Below are 17,565 nucleotides of genomic sequence, written 5' to 3'. Positions count from 1 at the left end.
CCTGCGGGTGGTCGTGCGGCCGGGGCCACGGCGGTGGCGCTTGGCCCCCACCACCGGACGCGCTGATTCCCGCACAGCGCGGGGGAAGCGGGAACGCACGGGGTGGCTAGGCTGACCCCATGACCTCTCCGCTCGAGCGCTTCTACAGCATCATCCCCGCCGGCGGCATCGGTTCACGGCTGTGGCCGCTGTCCCGCGCGGACGCCCCCAAGTTCCTGCACGACCTGACCGGCTCCGGCCGGACCCTGCTGCGGGCCACCTGGGAGCGGCTCGCCCCGCTCAACGGCGACGACCGCATCATGGTTGTGACCGGCAGAGCCCACCGGGCCGCCGTCGAGGGGCAGCTCCCCGAGCTCGCCGACGAGAACATCGTGCTCGAGGCCGACCCCAGGGACTCGACGGTCGCGATCGCCCTCGCCGCGGCGATCCTCGAGCGTCGCGAGCCGGGGGTGATCGTCGGGTCCTTCGCCGCCGATCACGTCATCAGGGGCGACCGTCTCTTCCGTCAGTCCGTGACCGAGGCGATCAGGGTGGCCGAGGCCGGCTACATCGCCACGATCGGCATCACCCCGAGCGAGCCGGCGATCGGCTTCGGCTACATCCACGTCGGCGACCCCCTCGGCCAGGCGGACGCACCGAGCGCCCACGCGGTGCGGGAGTTCGTCGAGAAGCCCGACGCGGCGACCGCGAAGCGCTACCTGTCCGGCGGCGACTACCTCTGGAACGCGGGCATGTTCATCAGCCGTGCCGACGTGCTCCTCGCGGAGCTGGAACGCAACGAGCCCGCACTGCACGCGTCCGTGCTGGAGCTCGCGGCGGCCTGGGACGATCCGGCGACGAGGGGGCGGGCGGTCGACCGGCTCTGGCCGACGCTGAAGAAGATCGCCATCGACTACTCGGTGGCCGAGCCCGCCGCGGCGAGCGGCCGTCTCGCCGTCGTGCCCGGCCACTTCGACTGGGACGACGTCGGCGACTTCGCCTCCGTCGCGAAGCTGAACTCGAACGGGCGCAAGACGGACCTCGCCATCCTCGGGGAGAACGCCCGCATCCTCTCCGACGCCTCCAGCGGCATCGTCGTCAGCCAGTCGCACCGGATCATCAGCCTCGTCGGCGTTCAGAACATCGTCGTCGTGGACACCCCTGACGCCCTCCTGGTCACCACGAGCGACAACGCGCAGCGGGTGAAGAGCGTCGTCGACGCGCTCAAGCTCTCCGGGCGGGACGAGGTGCTCTGATCGCGGCGCATCGAGCGCGGCCGTGACGTGATGGCGCCCCGCACCCCGATCGGGATGCGGGGCGCCATCACGTCACCGGGAGGCGGCAGGGGTGCCGGGCTCAGCGGCGCGGGGCCGGGTCGGGGATCTCGTGCCTGCGGACGTTCGGCAGCCGGCTGGCCGGCAGGATCGCGAGGGCGCTGACCCCCGCCAGGATGAGAAGCCCGAGCTTCAGCGCCGACAGTCGCGCCTGCTCGTTCACGGTGACGAAGGCCTGCACCTGCTCCGGGGTGGCGTCCGTCCCCTCCAGGGCCGCGGCCAGCTGGTCGTTGGACACGAAGCTGCCGGAGTCGATCTCGGCCTGGCCGACGATCTCCGGCGGCAGGTCGACGGTGCTGGCCAGTGCGCTCGTCACGTTGACGCTGAGGATGCCGACCAGGAGCGCCCCGGCCACCGCGGTGCCGACCGCCCCCGCGAGGTTCTGGGTCGTGCCGCGCACGGACCCGACATCGCCGGCGAGCTCCTTCGGCGCGGCCGTGACGAGCACGTTGAACACGAGCGTCACGAGGGCGCCCTGGCCGACGCCGAACACGAACAGGCCGAGGATGGTCGGCAGCGTCTCCCAGTTGTTGGTGACGACGAACGCCAGCCACACCAGGGCGACGGTGGTCAGACAGAACGAGAACATGCCGATGGCGCGGGGGCTGAAACGTCGGTAGAAGCGGACGACGAGCATCGCCGTCACGAATACGGTCAGGTTGAACGGCAGCATCGCCATCGAGGTGTCGAACGGGGTCCTGCCCTGGACGATCTGGATGTAGAGCGGGACGGTGAAGTTCAGGGCGGCCTCGAGCGCGACGACGACGAACATCGCGTACACGGCCGCGCGCTCCCGCGAGGAGCCGAAGACGGTGAGGCTGACCAGGGGGACGCGCCCCCTGGCGGTCCGGCGCTTGGTCCACAGGAAGAAGGCCTGGACGATGATGACGCCGACGACGATGAGCACGGGGGCGGGGGACAGGCCGATGACGTCGAACGGCGCGTCCGGCTCCGCGCGCAGCAGGCCCCAGCGGTTGATGTTGTTGATCCCGAGCGTCAGCGCGACGATGCCGGCGCCGATCAGCACGGCGCCGACGAGGTCGATCCGGATGCCGGCGTCGCCGCGGTCCGAGCGGAGCCGGAAGCTGAGGGCGAACACGGCGACCGCCAGGACGAGCACCACGACGAACACCGGACGCCAGCCGACGAGGGTCGCCAGGGTCCCGCCGAGCAGGAACGCCGTCACTCCGGCCAGGGCCCTGGCCGAGCCGAGCGATCCGATCGCCGTCGCCTGCTGGGCCCCACGGTAGTTCTCGGCGATGAGCGCCACCAGGCTCGGCACGATGATCGCCGCCGAGGCTCCGGCGATCGCCTGCGCGGCGATCACCCAGCCGACGCCCGGGGCGAGGATCATCATGAGCGCCGAGACGGCGAACAGGGCGACGACGAGCCGGAACATGATCACCCAGCCCACCCGCTGGCCCAGCTTTGCCCCGACCATGACCAGCGCGGCCACGACGAGACCGTAGGTCACGATCGCGGTGCTCACGTCCGTCGCCGGCACGTCGAAGTCGCTCACCATCCCGCCGAGCGACACCGGGAGCGCGGCGACGTTGTAGGACATCAGGATCTGGGCAAGGAAGAGGCCGATCATCGGCACCCAGGAGGTGCGCTCGGCCGTGTCGGCGGCGGGGGCGGGGGCTGCGGTCGTGCTCATCGTGCGTCCTTCCAGGAGGGCGAGGGGGCGGAGGCGAAGATGTTCAGGCCGAGGGCGCGGGACAGGTACGCGGTCGCGATCTGGCCCCTCACGCTGTTGCCCGCGGCGTCGAGAGGGGGAGCGTACGCGGCGATGCCCGCCTTGCCGGGGGCGACGCTCACGAGCCCCCCGGCGACGCCCGACTTGCCGGGGAGCCCGACCTCGAACAGCCATTCCCCTGAGTTCTCGTAGAGGCCGGACGCGGCCATCACGGCGAGGGTGTCCCTGGCGACGTCCGCGGTCACGACCCGGGCGCCGGTCACCGGGTTCACGCCGCCGTCGGCGAGGGTGGCGGCCATCACGGCGAGGTCGTGCGCGTCGACGAGGAGCGAGCACTGCCGGGTGTAGACGTCGACGACCTCGGCCGGGTCCTCGCGGATCCTGCCGTAGCTGGTGAGCAGCTGCGCGATGGCCGCGTTGCGGTGGTTGGTCTGCGTCTCGGAGCGGTAGACGGCCTCGTCGACGCTGAGCTCGCGCCCGGCGAAGCGGGACAGGCCGTCGTGGATGATGCTCCAGCGCTCCGCGGCGTCGGCGGCGGGCACGAGCGCCGTGGTGGCCAGCGCCCCCGCGTTGACCATCGGGTTCATCGGGTGGCCGTCGTTCAGCTCGATGGCGACGACGGAGTTGAACGCCAGGCCGCTGTTGTTGACGCCGACGACGGCCAGGGCCTGCTCGTGGCCGACCGCCTCGCACAGCAGCGCGTAGACGAAGGCCTTCGAGATGGACTGGATGGAGAACCGTTGCCGGGTGTCGCCCCGCTCGTGCACCCCGCCGTCGACCTCGATCACGCTCAGCCCGAAGGCGTCCGGGTCGGCGGAGGCGAGGGCGGGGATGTAGTCGGCGACGGAGCCCTCGCGGTGGCGCAGGGCGTGCGCGTAGGCGTCGGCGACGAGGTCGGTGCACGTCGCCGCAGGGGGGAGCGTTCCCGTGGCGGCCAGCTGCGGGACACCGGTGACGTCGAGGTCCATGCGTTCCTGCTTCCCGCACCCCCGGGGCCGAGGGATCGGCGGCGGGGGCGGCGATTCCGGTGGGTGGGCGGTCGGGGCCAGGATAGTCCTCCCCGTCACCGCGGCACGATCAGCGGCGCTGCGTGCGCGCCGCGCGCCAGGACAGCACCGCCTCGTCGGCGTCGTCGTCCGGCAGCACCCCCGCCTCGAGGAAGCCGGTCGTCGGGTGGGAGCCGAGCTCGGCGAGGACCGCCAGCGGGTCGCCGTCGTGGACGAGCTCGAGCACCCGGCGGTGCCGCGCCGCCCGGTCCGCGAGACTCTCCGATCGGGCGGACGCGCGCCGGTTCAGCCCCATGAGCAGGCCGAGCGGCTGCTCGATCACGGCGAAGGCCGCCAGCAGCTGGCGGTGGCCGGGCAGCCCGAGCAACGCCAGGTGGAAGGCGACGCCGTCGGCGGCCGCGCGCGACTCGTCCCCCCGCGTTGCGGTGAGCTCCATGCCGGCGACCGCCCGCTCCATGGCCGCCAGCGCACGCGGGACGGGACGGGGGACGCCGTGCTCGACGGCCAGGCGTTCGAGGTGCTCGCGCAGCGTGACGATCTCGTAGGCGTCGCGGAGGCTGAGCGTGACGACACGGCTCCCCGCGCGGGGAACCGTGACGACGAGCCCGTCGCGTTCGAGCACGCGCAGCGCCTCCCTGAGGGCGGCCCTGCTGACGCCGAGCCCGTCGGCTGTCGCCTGCTCGCCGATGTGCTGGCCCTGGGCCAGCGCTCCGGAGAGGATGCGGCCGCGGAGCGCGGTGACGGCGATCTCGGTGACGCTGCGCGGGCCGCCGACGACACCGCCCTCCCTCCGGCCCCGCCCCGTCGCGCTCACTCGTGCCCGTCCTCTGGCGTGTGCAGCGCGCGGTGCGGGACGACGACGGGACGTCCCGTGCGCGGGTCGGTCAGCAGCGAGGCCTCGATGTCGAAGACGTCGCGGAGCAGCGCGGGGTCGACGACCTCGGCCGCCGGTCCCGCAGCGGCGACGCGTCCCTCGTGGACCGCGACGATGCGGTCGGCGTGCGCCGCCGCGAGGGCGAGGTCGTGCAGCACCATGACGACGGTGATGCCGCGCTCGCGCTGGATGTCCGCGACCGTCTCGAGGACCTCGAGCTGGTGCGCGACGTCGAGGTAGGTCGTCGGCTCGTCCAGAAGCAGGACCTCGGCCGACTGAGCCAGGGCGAGCGCGATCCAGGCCCGCTGCCGCTGGCCGCCGGAGAGCGTGTCGAGCGCGCGGTCGGCGAGCGGCTCCAGTCCGGTGCGTCGGATCGCCTCGGCGACCTCCCGCTCGTCGGCGACCGACCACTGGTCGTACCAGCGCCGGTGCGGGTCACGGCCTCGGGACACCAGATCGGTGACGGTCAGGTTCTCCGGGGCGACGGGCGACTGGGGGAGCAGGGCGACACGGCGGGCGAAGGCGCGCGGCCGCATCCGTCCGACCTCCTCGCCGTCGAGGGTGACGCTGCCGTCGTGGCGCTGCAGCCGCGCGAGGCAGCGCAGCAGGGTCGACTTGCCCGAGCCGTTGGGCCCGATGACCGCGGTCGTCGCGCCGTCGGCGATGTCGAGGTCGACCGAGCCCAGGACGGTGCGGCCGCCGAGCTCGACGTGAAGGCCGCGGGTGCGAAGCGAGCCGCTCATGGCGTCACGCCCTTTCTCTGACGGAGGAGGAGCCACACCAGGAAGGGGGCTCCGACGATGGCGGTGACCGCGCCCGTCGGCAGGGTGAGCGGGGCGAACGCGGCACGCGCGACGAGGTCGCTCGCCGTGACCAGCGCCGCGCCGACGATCGCGGAGAGGAGGAGGGGTGCGCGCGGTGCCGCGCCGGCCAGCCGGGCCAGGTGGGGGGCGACCAGGGCGACGAAGCCGATGGGCCCCGCGGTCGCGGCCGCGACGGAGGCCAGCGCGACCGCGAGCAGCAGGAGGCCGGTGGTGGCCGGGCCGACCCGGTGCCCCAGCGTCCTGGCGGTGTCCCCGCCGAGGTGCAGTGAGGGCAGCGCCGGGGCGAGCGGCAGCAGCGCGACGACGACCAGGGCGAGGGTGATCGCCGCCAGGTGGAGCTCCTCGGCCCCTCTGCCGCCGAGGGAGCCCATCAGCCAGGCGCTGGCCCGTTCGGCGTCGTCGATGCTCGCCTCGACGATCAGCCAGCTGGTCAGGCCGCCGACGGTCGCGGAGACGCCGACGCCGACGAGCACGAGCTGCAACGCCCCTCCGCTGGTCGCTCGGAGGACGGCGGCGACGACGGCGGCGGAGAGCAGCCCTCCGACGAGCGCGGCCGCCGTGGTGCCGACCCCGTCGAGTGCGGAGGCGAAGCCGCCCGTTCCGCCGAGCACGATGACGGCGACCGCGCCGACGGATGCGCCCCCGGTCACGCCGAGCAGCTCGGGACTGGCGAGGGCGTTGCGCGCCGTCGTCTGCACGAGGGCGCCGGACAGCCCCAGCATGGCACCCACGACGAGGCCGAGCAGGAGCCTCGGCAGCCGCAGCTCCGTGACGACCAGTGTCTCGGTCGCCTCACCGGAGCCCGCGAGCGTCGCGAGGATGCGGTCGGGGGCGATCGGGTACTCGCCCGAGCCGAGTGAGACGACGGCGAGGGCCGCGGTGATCGCGGCGGCGACCGCGCCGACCGCGAGCGGCCGGCGGGCCAGGCGCGCGGAGACCGGCCCGGTGCGCAGGACGAGCGTCATGACGGCCTTCTCCGGAACAGCGCCACGACGAGGACGAGGAAGGCCGGCCCGCCGATCACGCCGAGGACGACGCCGACCGGCAGCTCGGCCGGGGAGACGACGACCCTGCCGAGCACGTCGGCGGCCAGGACGAGACAGGCACCGACGAGCGCGGACAGCGGCACGAGCACCGCGTGGGGCGCCCTGCGGCTCAGGCCCCTGGCGATGTGGGGTGCGGCCAGCCCGACGAAGCCGAGGGAACCGACCAGCGCGGTGGCGCCGGCGGCGAGGAGCGCGACGGCCGCGAGGCCCTGCAACCGGGTGGGAAGCAGGCTCCGACCGAGCGCGCGGGCGACGTCGTCGCCGAGGGAGAGCGCGTCGAGTGCCCTCGCCTGCGTCACCGCGATCGCCGCACCGGCCACGAGCAGTGGCAGCACCGCGAGCACCACGTCGCCGTCACGCCCCCCGGCGAGGGAGCCGACGGTCCAGAACCGGTAGACGTCGAGGGTGGAGGAGTCCAGGAGCAGGATGACGCCGGTCACCGCCGACAGCAGGGCGGAGACGGCGGCCCCGGCGAGCACGAGAGCGGCGGGCGAGGCGTCGCGCCGTCGGCCGGTGGCGGTGCCGATGACGGTGACGAGGGCCGTCGCGCCTGCGGCGCCGGCGACGGCGAACCAGAGATAGCCGGCGGGCGTCGTCAGCCCGAACGCCGAGATCGCGACGACGACGGCGAGCGCCGCGCCCGAGGTGACGCCGAGCAGCCCGGGGTCGGCGAGGGGGTTGCGCGTGTGCCCCTGGATGAGCAGGCCCGCGATCCCGAGCGCTCCGCCGCCGAGGGCCCCGACGATCGTGCGCGGCAGCCGCTGCCCGACGACGATGGCCTCCGCCTCGGCGCCGGCGTCGCCGCTCAGTGCGGCGAGGACGACCGACGGGTCGAGCGCCCGCGAGCCGACGAGCAGGCTGAGCGCGAGCAGCACCAGCAGCGCGGCGAGCGCGATGGCCGTCGCCCTGGCGCCGCGTGCCGTCCGTCGTCGCGACACGGTGCTTCCGCCGGGCGGCGGGGACGGGTGGAGGGCCGTCGGCACGGGGTCAGAGGGTGGCGAGGAGCTGCTCGACGACGTCGAGCGCGTGCTGCGAGGTCAGTGCTGCCCCCTCGTGGGTCTGCTTGTCGGAGCGGACCACGTGGCCGTCGCGCACCGCGGGCAGCTCCTGGTAGAGCGGGTTCTCCTGCAACTGCTCCCAGGTCTGCGGGTCGTTGACGAGGGCGACGATCGCGTCGGCGTCGCCGAAGCCCTCGAGCAACTGCTCGAGGCTGTACTCGCCGTCCCCGTCGGCGATGACGTCGGCGAAGGCGTCGGACGGCGTGGCCCCGAGGTCGCGCAGCACGACGGAGAGTAGGCGGTTCGGCCGGGTCTCCGCGCCTTCGCCGTTGTAGCTCATCGGGACGAAGCTGTTGTCGGCGAGCACGTCGGCGTAGCGCTCCGACAGCTCCGCCACCCTGGCGTCGTAGTCCGCGACGAGCTCGTCGGCGCGCTGCTGCGTCCCTGTCGCCTCGGCGACGAGGCGGAGGTCGTCCTGCCAGCTGCTGGTGTCCTGCTCGCCGACCGCGACGACGGGCGCGATGGCGCTGAGCTCGTCGAGGATCGGCTCGGTGTCGTCCGCCCTGCTGACGATGAGGTCGGGCGCTGCGGCGGCGATGGACTCGATGTTGATCTCGTCGGCGAGGAACAGCTCCGTCGCCCCGTTCTTCTTGGCCTCGGCGAGTTCGTCGGCGAGCGGCGACTCCAGATCGAGGGTGCCCTCCTCCTCGTACGGGTAACCGGCGAGCGGGAGGCCGAGCGAGAGCACGATGTCGAGGTCGCGTCGGCCCTCGAGGACGACGACGGAGTCGATCTCCTCGGGGACGGTCACCGTTCCCAGCACGGTGTCGACGGTGCGGCCCTCCGCCTCGGCGGACGGGGTGGCGGGCGAGTCGGTCGCGGCGCAGCCGCTGAGCAGGAGGACGGGGAGGGCGGCCGCGATCCAGCGGCGCGAAGCGGGGGAGGTCATGAGACCTTAGCCTAACCTAACTCAGTCGACTGTTCGGCCGATGAGCAGCGGGCGAGCCGCTGCGGCTCGATGGACGCGGTGGCGGGATTCGAACCCGCGTCAGCAGCTTTGCAGGCTGCTCCCTGGCCTCTCGGGCACACCGCGATGATGTGTTGCGCACGCCGGAGCGTGTGCCCACGAGCCTAGGCGCGGCGCCCGCCGCCGCGACCACCATGACGCGGTGTGACGGCGTGGGTCCGTGGTCCGAGCGCCCGTGCTGGATAGCGTGGACGGCGAGGAACGGAGGTGCGGTGCCGGGTGCCATGAGCGTGCGGTGGGCGCTGCTCGTGCTGCTCGGACAGCGCGCCTGCTACGGATATCAGCTGAAGCTCGAACTGCATCGGCGGCTCGATGGCTGGGACGTCAACGTCGGTCAGGTGTACAACACGCTGGAACGGCTCGTCAGGGACGGGCTGATCGCGCGCGCGGGTGAGAGCGGCGCCGGCCAGCTCCTGTACCGGACGACGCCGCGCGGCGAGGCGGAGCTCGCGCAGTGGTGGGAAACGGCGTGCGCCCCGACCGCTCAGGGCGCTGCGGAGCGGCTGACGAAGGTGGCACTCGCGGTCAGCCTTCCCGGTGTCGACGCGCTCGCCGTCCTCGACGGGGAGCTCGCCGCCGTCGTCGCTGCCGACAGTGCCGCTGCCGACGGGGTGGATGCGGCGGGGCCGGGGACCGGAGGGGGACCGGGGGCGTCGGTCGCACCGTCGGTTCTCGCTCTCGCGCGCCGGGCCGAGCACGACGCTCGACGCTCCTGGCTCACCGGTGTGCGGGCCGGGCTCGTGGACGGGACGCTCGTCGCCGACGAGTGGGCCGTCGAGCAGGGGAGGCGCGGACGCCCCTCGGCCTCCACGGGTGGCGACGCAGCGCCATAGAATCCCGATCATGACCCCCGCCCCGTCGTCCTCCACGCCCCGCCGACCGGGCGGCGGCATCCGTGACGGCGCCAGCGGCAACGCCCCCGGCGAGCACGGCGGTCGTGACCGCGGCGTCGAGGGGGCGGTCAGCGGCGGCGGGGCCTGGGCGAGGGATGCGGCGTCGCACGCGGGGCTGTCCCGTCCCCTGCCCGCCGAGGCCGAGGCCTCCTTCGTCATCGTCACCGAGTCGCACGACCTCGACGTGTCCACCGAGTGGGGCGAGCACTCCCACCCGGCACACGAACTGGTCTGGGTGCGGCGCGGCACGATGACCTCGCGGGTCGGGCACCAGGTGTTCACCGTGTCCAGCGGCTACGGACTGTGGATCCCCGCCGGCGTCCCCCACAGCGGTCGGCTGACGGCGGGGGTCGAACTGTGCGACGCGTTCTTCGCCCCCGAACGGACCCCGGCCGACGCGGCGGTGCAGGTCTCGGGAGGACGGGCGACGGTCGTCGTCCTGAGCCCCGTCCTGGAGTCGCTGCTGCTCTACCTGGCCGATCCGCTGCTGGAGCGGGGCGCGAGGGCGAGGGCCGAAGCCGTCGTGTTCGACGTCCTCGCCCCCTCCGAGCGGGACCTCGCCGTGACCGTGCCCGAGGACGCCCTCGTGCAGCCGCTCGTGGACGCGCTGCTCGCTGACCCGGCCGACCGTCGCTCTCTGGAGCAGTGGGCGGGGGAGCTCGGCCTCAGCGAGCGGACGGTCACGCGGGCGTTCCGCGCCTCGACGGGGCTGTCGTTCGCGCAGTGGCGTCAATCGGTGCGCGTGCACAGTGCGATCGCGTCGCTGGCCGAGGGGGCCGAGGTCGGCGAGGTCGCCGCCTCGCTCGGCTACGCCCAGGCGGGCACCTTCATCGGTGCGTTCCGGCGCGTCATGGGGGTGACGCCGGGGGTGTTCCGGGCGGCGGCGGCGACGGGATCGGCGCTGTCCTGACCCCGCCCTGTTCGGCGATCTGACCCCGCACTGTCCGGAAACCCGGATCGGGTGTCGTACATTGCGGATTGCCGCCGCCCCCATCTGCTTTTAGGGTTGCCTAAGTGAGTACACCATCCGCTGAGCGTCGCGATGCCGCGACCCCGGGCGAGGCGCCCCAGCACGGGGCCGGCAGGGCAATCGCGGGCGCCGTCCGCGGGCACGCGCCCCGCGCCGATCGTCGTCGCATCGGCGCCCACCGGCTCGACGCCGCCGAGGTCACGCTGGCCTACGGACCGGCCGTCGTCGTGGAGGAGGCGAGCATCCCCGTCCAGCCGGGCAGGGTGACCGCCCTGATCGGACCCAACGGCAGCGGCAAGTCGACCCTGCTCCGCGCCCTCGCCCGACTGCACCGGCCGCGCGCGGGCCGCATCCTCCTCACGGACACGGCGAGCGAGGCGGAGCCCCGCGAGATCAGCGTGCTCAGCGGCACGGAGTTCGCCCGGACGGTGACGCTGTTCACCCAGTCGCGGCCCGCCGTCGACGGGCTCACCGTGCGCGAGATCGTCGCCTTCGGCCGCCACCCGTACCGCCGGGCCTTCGCCGGGCTCGACGACGCCGACCGGGCGGCCGTCGAGGCGGCGATGGAGCTGACCGGCGTCGCGGGGATGGCCGAGCGATCCGCCGGTGCGCTCTCCGGCGGTGAGCTGCAGCGGGTCTGGCTCGCGGTCTGCCTGGCGCAGGAGACCGGCGTGCTCCTGCTCGACGAGCCGACCAACCACCTCGACCTCCGCTACCAGATGGAGACGCTCGGTCTCGTCAGGGACCTCGTCGAGACCAGGGGCACCGCCATCGGCATCGTCCTGCACGACCTCGACCACGCGGCGCGCGTCGCGGACACGGTCGTGCTCATGGACCGCGGGCGCGTGCGCGCCTCCGGCCCGCCGGAGGAGGTGCTGACCGGGCCGCTGCTGAGCGAGGTCTACGAGATACCGATCGAGGTGACCGTCGAGCGGCCGGGAGGGCGCCTCCGCATCGACCCGATCGGACGGCCCCGCCGCCCCGCGGACTGATCCGGCGCCGCGTCCGGCCGGGCCGGACCCCGCCAGGGGGCCACCGCGCGGCCGGCACGTTCCGGTGCAGCGGTCGGGCCGGCAGGCGGACCACCCGACCACCCGCTCGAGTGCCGGTCCGCCCGCCGCACCGGCATCACCCGAGCCCCCGCACCCGTACACCCCCACCCGCCGAGCGACCTCCCCTGCACCGGGCGGCCGCGGCACCCAACCTGAAACGAGGACACACATGACACTCCGACGCCGACTGGCCCTCACCGCAGCCGCGGGCTGCGCACTCGCGCTCACCCTCACCGGATGCGGCACGACCGACGTGGAGCCGGAGGCGACCGGCTCCGCCGACGCCGCCGTGTCCGAGGACTGCGCCACCGACACGACCGCCACCTCCACCGACCCGGTGTCGCTCACCGACGGCGTCGGCCGGACGGTCGAGCTGGACACGCCCGCCTCCCGGATCGTCGTGCTCGAGTGGCAGGAGGTCGAGGACGCCCTCACCCTGTGCGTCACCCCCGTCGGTGTGGCCGACCCCACCGGCTTCGGCACCTGGATCAGCGCGGAGACGCTGCCCGAGGGCGTCGTCGACGTCGGAACGCGCGAGGAGCCCGACCTGGACGCGCTCTACGCGACCGACCCCGACCTCATCATCGTCGAGGCCTTCGCGGCCGACGACGAGGTCATCACCCAGCTCGAGGAGTACGACGTGCCCGTGCTCGCCGCCCGCGGCAACAACCCCGAGGACCCGGTCGGCAACGTCAAGGACGTCTTCTCGCTCGTCGCCGAGGCCACCGGCCGCACCGAGCGCGCGGACCAGGTGCTCGCCGAGTTCGACGAGCACCTGGCCGAGCGTGCCGCCGAGGTCACCGCGCTCGACCTGCCCACGCGCGAGTTCCTCTTCTTCGACGGCTGGGTCGACGGGGGCAACGTCACGCTGCGTCCCTACACCGAGGGCGCGCTGTTCACCGCGCTCGGCGAGGAGCTTGGCCTCACCCCCGTCTGGGACGAGAGCGTCAACGACAGCCACGGCACCGGAGGGCTCAACGCCGACTACGGCCTGGCACAGACCGACATCGAGGGACTGACCGGCGTCGGCGACGCCACGCTGTTCTACTCCAACGGCGAGGAGAGCGGCTACGTCGCCGAGCTGGAGAAGAACAGCATCTGGAACTCGCTCCCCGCCGTGGTCGACGGCCGCGCCTACGAGTTCCCCGTCATCTGGGGAGCGGGCGGGCCCCGCTCCACCGAGCAGGCGATCGACGCCTTCGCCGACGCACTGACTGGCAAGTGAGCCGGACGGGCGGGGGCCGCGCCGTCGCTCGCGGAGCGTTCCCCGGCGGCACGGCCGCCGGGGGCCTCCGCGGCGGCGCGCCCGCGCCCGCCCGCGGCTCGTTCGGCCGTGCCCTCGGAGCGGCAGGGGTCCTCCTCGGGCTCGTCGTCGCCATCGTCGGGGTCGCGCTCGTCCACCTCAGCCAGGGCACGTCCGGCGTCGGGGCGGGCGAGCTGATCCGGGCGTTCCTCGGTGAGGAGGTCCGTGCGGGCGGGGTCCCCGTCGACGAGGTGTTCCTGTCCTCCCGGCTTCCGCGGCTCGCGGCGGGGGCCGCCGTGGGAGTCGCGCTCGGCGTGGCGGGGATGCTGCTCCAGTCGACGACGCGCAACCCCCTCGCCTCGCCCGACACCCTCGCGGTCAGCTCGGGCGCCTACGCGGCCATCACCGCCGTCGCCGCGTTCGGGCTGCCCCTTCCCTCCGGGCTGTCCGGGCTCGTGGCCGTCGGCGGCGGGCTGATCGCCGCTGCCGTCGTCTTCGCGATCGGAGGCAAAGGCGGTGGAACGGACACGACCAGGCTGATCCTGGCCGGATCGGCGGTCGCGATGGCGCTCGACGCGGTCACGGGGACGCTGCTGATCCTCTTCGCGGAGAACACCACGGGCCTGTACGCGTGGGGGAGCGGCTCGCTCGCACAGCTGAGCATCGACGCCTCGGTGCGCGCCGCGCCCGTCGTGGTCGCCGCCGTGGCCGGGGCCCTGCTGCTTGCCCGGCGGCTCGACGTCCTCCGGCTCGGCGACGACGCGGCCGCCTCGCTCGGCGTCCCCGTCGCCGCGACCAGATACCTCGCGCTGATCCTCGCCGTCCTGCTCGTGGCCGCCGCCGTCACCCTCGCCGGCCCGATCGCCTTCGTCGGACTGGCCGCCCCGGTCATCGCGCGGCTGATCTCCTCCGCCGTTCCCTCGCTGCAGCGGCACGTCCTGCTCATCCCCGCGTCGGGTCTTGTCGGTGCCCTCCTGCTGCTGCTGGCCGACGTCGGGCTCCGGGCCGTGCTGGGGGCACAGGGGGCGGCAGCCATCCCCACCGGGATCCCCACGGCCGTGCTCGGCGGCATCCTCATCGTGGTGCTCGCGCTGCGGCTGCGCGGCGGGGCCGCGACAGGCGCCGGTGTCCGCGGCACCGCACGGCCGCGCAGCCGTGCACGGTTCGTCGTCGTCGTGGCCGTCGCCGCCGCACTGCTACTGGCGACCGCGGTCGTCGCGCTGCTCGCCGGCAGCCTGTTCCTGCGGCTCGGCGACGTCGGGCTCTGGCTCCAGGGCGTCGCGCCCGATCTGGTGGCCCGCGCCCTCGACGAGCGGACGCCGCGCCTCGCCGCCGCGCTGCTCGCCGGTGCCGCCCTGGCGGTGTCGGGCGCGGTCGTCCAGGGGACCGTGCGCAATCCGCTCGCAGAGCCCGGACTGCTCGGCATCACCGCGGGCGCGGGGCTCGGGGCGGTCGTCGTCGTGACACTGCTCGGAGGGGACAGGGCGATGCTGGTGACCTTCGCCGTCCTCGGCGGGCTGGCCACCTTCGGGCTCATCACCGCCCTGGCCTGGCGGAGGGGGTTCGTCCCGGAGCGCTTCGTGCTCGTCGGCATCGGCTGCGGCTACAGCGCCGCGGCGATCACCACCTTCCTCCTGCTCAGCGTCGACCCGTGGAAGACGCCCCGGATCTTCACCTGGCTGTCGGGCACGAGCTACGGGCGCACCCTTCCCGACGTCGTGCCCGTCGCGGTGGCGCTCGTGCTCGCGGTCCCGCTGCTGCTGCTCCTGCGCCGCCGGCTCGACCTCGTCGCCGTCGACGAGGACACACCGCGGCTGCTCGGCGAGAACCCCGCCCGGATCCGGTTGCTCGGCCTGCTCGTCGCGGCGGTGCTCGCCTCGGTCAGCGTCGTCGCCATCGGCGTGGTCGGCTTCGTCGGGCTCGTCGCCCCTCACCTGGCGAGGGCGCTCGTCGGGTCGCGCTTCTCGCGGGTCCTTCCCGTGTCGATGCTGATCGGCGCCGTCCTCGTCGGCGTGGCAGACACGGTCGGACGGACCGTCGTCGCGCCGTCCCAGATCCCCGCGGGCCTGATGATCGCCCTGATCGGCGCCCCCTACTTCGTCTGGCTGATGCGGCGGTCGCGGCCGTGACCGCCGACGGGACCGGCGCACCGGTCGTCGCGCCGCTCGACGACGACGCCCTCGCCCTCCTCGCCGCCCGCACGGGCGAGGAGGGGCTGGCCGCCCGATGGTCACGGCCGGAGCTGGCCGGGCACCGGCCGGAGCTGGTCGGCGTCGTCGACCGGTCGGGCCGGACGTCGGCCGCGCTGGTGACGGCCCGGCCGCACACGGCCTACCTGAAGATCGTCGGGACGAGCGGGGACGCGGACGCCGCCGCGGCCGCCGTCGTCACCGTCGCCGCGGACCGCGGGCTGGCGAAGGTGGTCTGGGAGGACCGGACGGGCGGGGAGCACCGGGCGCCGTCCGGCTTCACCCGGCTCACCCCGCCGCTTCGCACCGACGACCCGCGCCCGCCCTCCGGCGCGGTGCTCTGGCTCGGCGGTCGCCCTCCGGCCGAGCCCTCCTACTACCAGCAGCGCACGCCGGTCAGCTGCGGTGCGGTCGCGGCGCTGCTCGGCGACGACGCGCTCCGGCGCTCCGGCGGCGGCGCCGCTCGCCCGGGTCCGGCCGTGACGCCGGAGGACGAGACGGCGCTGTGGGCCGCCGCGACCAACTATCCGGCCTGCGAGCCGGTCGGCCTCGGCGTCGCGCTCCGGGCGGCGCGTCCTGGCACCGCGCTGAGCGTGCTCCTCGACGCCGACGGTCCGGTCATGCTCGAGGGCTTCGACGCGGAGGGCGCGCAGTGGCGGGCGGCACGGCAGGGGCGCTCCCGCGCGCGGGCCAGGCAGCTGGGTCTCGAGGTGGATGCGCGTCCCTCGGGCGTGCCCGCCCTCCGCCGGATGCTGGAGCGGGGCGAGAAGGTGCTCACGGTGCTCTGGCTCGAGCGGATGATGGGGATCGCGGCACCGCACTGGGTGCTCGCCCACGGCGTGGTCGCCGGCGCGATCGTCGTCCAGGACCCGTGGGTCAGTGACGCCGCCGGCGAGAGCTGGGTCGACGCGCACCTGCTGCCGATCGCCGACGAGGAGTTCGACGCGATGTGGCGTCTCCACGACGGACGCTCGCGCGGGGCGGTGCGGCTCGGGCCCCGTGCGGAGGGGTAGACGCCGTCCGGCTCCGCCGCGCCCGCGCACATCCGCGCACCCCTCTCGGCCGCCGGGCGCGCATCTGCGCCCCCTCCTCGGCCCGCGTGTTTCGCCGCATAGTATGCGGAGTTACCGGTGTGTAACGCTTGCCGTTTCTCGCGGTCGGACGGTCAATGTGGACCGTCGCAAAAGGTAATCTTGCCGGTATCCCGCCCGCGGACCTCGCGGGCTCGCATCATGGAGGACACAACGTGAAGATCACAGCGCGTAAGGCCGGTCTCACCGGTCTGGCTGGCGTGGCGACCATCGCCCTGCTCGCCGCCTGCGGACAGGCCCCCGACGCCGAAGCCCCCGCTGCATCCGGAGACGTCGTCGACGGTTTCCTGCCCTGCATCGTCTCCGACTCCGGCGGCTTCGACGACAAGTCGTTCAACCAGTCCGGCTACGAGGGCCTGCAGGCCGCCGCGACCGAGCTGGGCCTGACGCCCAAGGAGTCCGAGTCGAACAGCGAGGACGAGTTCGGCCCCAACCTGAACAGTCTGATCGACCAGAACTGCACCATGATCACCACGGTCGGCTTCCTGCTGGCCTCGGCGACCGAGGACGCGGCCAAGGCCAACCCCGACGTCGAGTTCGCCATCCTCGACGACAACTCGATCGAGGCGGACAACGTCAAGCCGGTCATCTTCGACACCGCCCAGGCCGCGTTCCTCGCCGGCTACACGGCGGCCGACTACTCGAAGACCGGCGTCGTCGGCACCTTCGGCGGCATGGAGATCCCGACCGTCACCATCTTCATGGACGGCTTCGTCGAGGGCGTCGAGTACTACAACGAGCAGAAGGACGCCGACGTCAAGGTCATCAGCGACCTCTACACCGGTGAGTTCGCGGCCAACGACAAGGCCAAGCAGACCTCCAAGACCCTCATCGACCAGGACGCCGACGTCATCATGCCCGTCGCGGGCCCGGCGTTCCAGTCCACCGTCGCTGCGGCGGAGGAGGCCAGCGGCGATGTCGCGATCATCGGCGTCGACGCCGACCTGGTCGAGACCTACCCCCAGGCGAAGGACTACTTCCTCACCAGCGTGATGAAGGAGATGTCCGGAGCGGTCGAGACGATCGTGACGGATGCGTCCGCGGGCAACTTCGACAACAGCCCGTACGTCGGCACGCTCGAGAACGAGGGCGTCAGCCTCGCCCCGTTCCACGAGTTCGAGGACAAGGTCAGCGACTCGCTCCAGGGCGAGCTCGACACCATCAAGGCCGGCATCATCGACGGTTCGATCACCGTCAAGGCCAGCCTGTAGGACCGCCCGTCCCGTGACACCGGTGGGGGAGGGCGGCCATCGCCGCCCTCCCCAGCCGTGTCGGGCCGGGGTGTCGTCCCCGTCGCGCGCCGCCCCGGCACGGACACGGAACGCCCCACCCCGTCCCACCC

At 73.7% G+C, this 17,565-nt stretch carries 15 protein-coding genes and 1 tRNA gene; 8 read left to right on the top strand and 8 right to left on the bottom strand.

Translation table 11 applies throughout. The features are described 5' to 3' along the window. The first annotated feature begins 119 nt into the window (after positions 1 to 119). Positions 120 to 1,235 (top strand): mannose-1-phosphate guanylyltransferase, encoded by a 1,116-nt coding sequence (locus FM119_RS07675; RefSeq protein WP_087137091.1) that lies wholly within the window; start codon positions 120 to 122, stop codon positions 1,233 to 1,235. Between the two features lie 100 nt (positions 1,236 to 1,335). Here the strand turns inward: FM119_RS07675 and FM119_RS07670 are convergent, their stop codons facing one another. From FM119_RS07670 to FM119_RS07635, 8 genes are all read right to left on the bottom strand, one after another. Further along, entirely contained in the window at positions 1,336 to 2,970 is a 1,635-nt protein-coding gene (locus tag FM119_RS07670) for an MFS transporter (RefSeq protein ID WP_245827371.1), read from the bottom strand. Further along, entirely contained in the window at positions 2,967 to 3,977 is a 1,011-nt protein-coding gene (gene glsA, locus FM119_RS07665; RefSeq protein ID WP_087137090.1) for a glutaminase A, read from the bottom strand. Before glsA ends, FM119_RS07670 begins: the two co-directional genes overlap by 4 nt. Positions 3,978 to 4,086: 109 nt before the next feature. Then, complete coding sequence (locus tag FM119_RS07660) at positions 4,087 to 4,830, bottom strand: GntR family transcriptional regulator (protein WP_087137089.1); 744 nt, start codon at positions 4,828 to 4,830, stop codon at positions 4,087 to 4,089. Continuing rightward, positions 4,827 to 5,633 (bottom strand): ABC transporter ATP-binding protein, encoded by an 807-nt coding sequence (locus FM119_RS07655; RefSeq protein WP_087137088.1) that lies wholly within the window; start codon positions 5,631 to 5,633, stop codon positions 4,827 to 4,829. The genes FM119_RS07660 and FM119_RS07655 overlap by 4 nt, the downstream gene beginning before the upstream one ends. After that, on the bottom strand, positions 5,630 to 6,679 hold the full coding sequence (locus FM119_RS07650) for a FecCD family ABC transporter permease (protein ID WP_087137087.1): 1,050 nt from the start codon (positions 6,677 to 6,679) through the stop codon (positions 5,630 to 5,632). Before FM119_RS07650 ends, FM119_RS07655 begins: the two co-directional genes overlap by 4 nt. Beyond that, a complete protein-coding gene (locus FM119_RS07645) occupies positions 6,676 to 7,698 on the bottom strand; it encodes a FecCD family ABC transporter permease (RefSeq protein WP_087137086.1) in 1,023 nt (340 codons plus the stop codon). The genes FM119_RS07650 and FM119_RS07645 overlap by 4 nt, the downstream gene beginning before the upstream one ends. 49 nt (positions 7,699 to 7,747) lie before the next feature. Further along, positions 7,748 to 8,707 (bottom strand): ABC transporter substrate-binding protein, encoded by a 960-nt coding sequence (locus FM119_RS07640; protein WP_087137085.1) that lies wholly within the window; start codon positions 8,705 to 8,707, stop codon positions 7,748 to 7,750. A 70-nt stretch (positions 8,708 to 8,777) separates the two neighbouring features. Beyond that, positions 8,778 to 8,851: transfer RNA gene (locus FM119_RS07635), tRNA-Cys, on the bottom strand. 158 nt (positions 8,852 to 9,009) lie between these two features. Here FM119_RS07635 and FM119_RS07630 point away from each other — a divergent pair. The 7 genes from FM119_RS07630 to FM119_RS07605 all read left to right on the top strand — a co-directional run bounded on the left by FM119_RS07630 (position 9,010) and on the right by FM119_RS07605 (position 17,434). Continuing rightward, positions 9,010 to 9,618 carry a PadR family transcriptional regulator gene (locus tag FM119_RS07630; RefSeq protein WP_179205255.1) on the top strand — a complete coding sequence of 203 codons (609 nt, stop codon included), beginning with the start codon at positions 9,010 to 9,012 and terminating at the stop codon, positions 9,616 to 9,618. 10 nt (positions 9,619 to 9,628) lie between these two features. Then, the gene (locus tag FM119_RS07625; protein ID WP_087137083.1) at positions 9,629 to 10,588 is read left to right on the top strand and encodes a helix-turn-helix domain-containing protein; all 960 of its coding nucleotides are present in this window, start codon (positions 9,629 to 9,631) and stop codon (positions 10,586 to 10,588) included. 104 nt (positions 10,589 to 10,692) lie between these two features. Beyond that, on the top strand, positions 10,693 to 11,640 hold the full coding sequence (locus tag FM119_RS07620; protein ID WP_338065670.1) for an ABC transporter ATP-binding protein: 948 nt from the start codon (positions 10,693 to 10,695) through the stop codon (positions 11,638 to 11,640). A gap of 229 nt (positions 11,641 to 11,869) precedes the next feature. Next, positions 11,870 to 12,925, top strand: a complete 1,056-nt coding sequence (locus tag FM119_RS14020; RefSeq protein WP_218778739.1) for an ABC transporter substrate-binding protein — start codon at positions 11,870 to 11,872, stop codon at positions 12,923 to 12,925. Beyond that, the gene (locus tag FM119_RS07615) at positions 12,922 to 15,072 is read left to right on the top strand and encodes an iron ABC transporter permease (RefSeq protein ID WP_218778738.1); all 2,151 of its coding nucleotides are present in this window, start codon (positions 12,922 to 12,924) and stop codon (positions 15,070 to 15,072) included. The genes FM119_RS14020 and FM119_RS07615 overlap by 4 nt, the downstream gene beginning before the upstream one ends. Further along, a complete protein-coding gene (locus tag FM119_RS07610; RefSeq protein WP_179205254.1) occupies positions 15,069 to 16,145 on the top strand; it encodes a peptidase C39 family protein in 1,077 nt (358 codons plus the stop codon). The genes FM119_RS07615 and FM119_RS07610 overlap by 4 nt, the downstream gene beginning before the upstream one ends. Positions 16,146 to 16,378: 233 nt before the next feature. Continuing rightward, positions 16,379 to 17,434 (top strand): BMP family lipoprotein, encoded by a 1,056-nt coding sequence (locus tag FM119_RS07605; protein ID WP_087137081.1) that lies wholly within the window; start codon positions 16,379 to 16,381, stop codon positions 17,432 to 17,434. Positions 17,435 to 17,565: the final 131 nt, after the last annotated feature.

The sequence above is a fragment of the Mycetocola reblochoni REB411 genome (assembly GCF_900163835.1).
GTDB classification, from domain to species: domain Bacteria; phylum Actinomycetota; class Actinomycetes; order Actinomycetales; family Microbacteriaceae; genus Mycetocola_B; species Mycetocola_B reblochoni.
The sequence above is the reverse complement of the archived record's forward strand: the minus strand, read 5'-3'. Positions and strand labels throughout refer to the sequence as shown.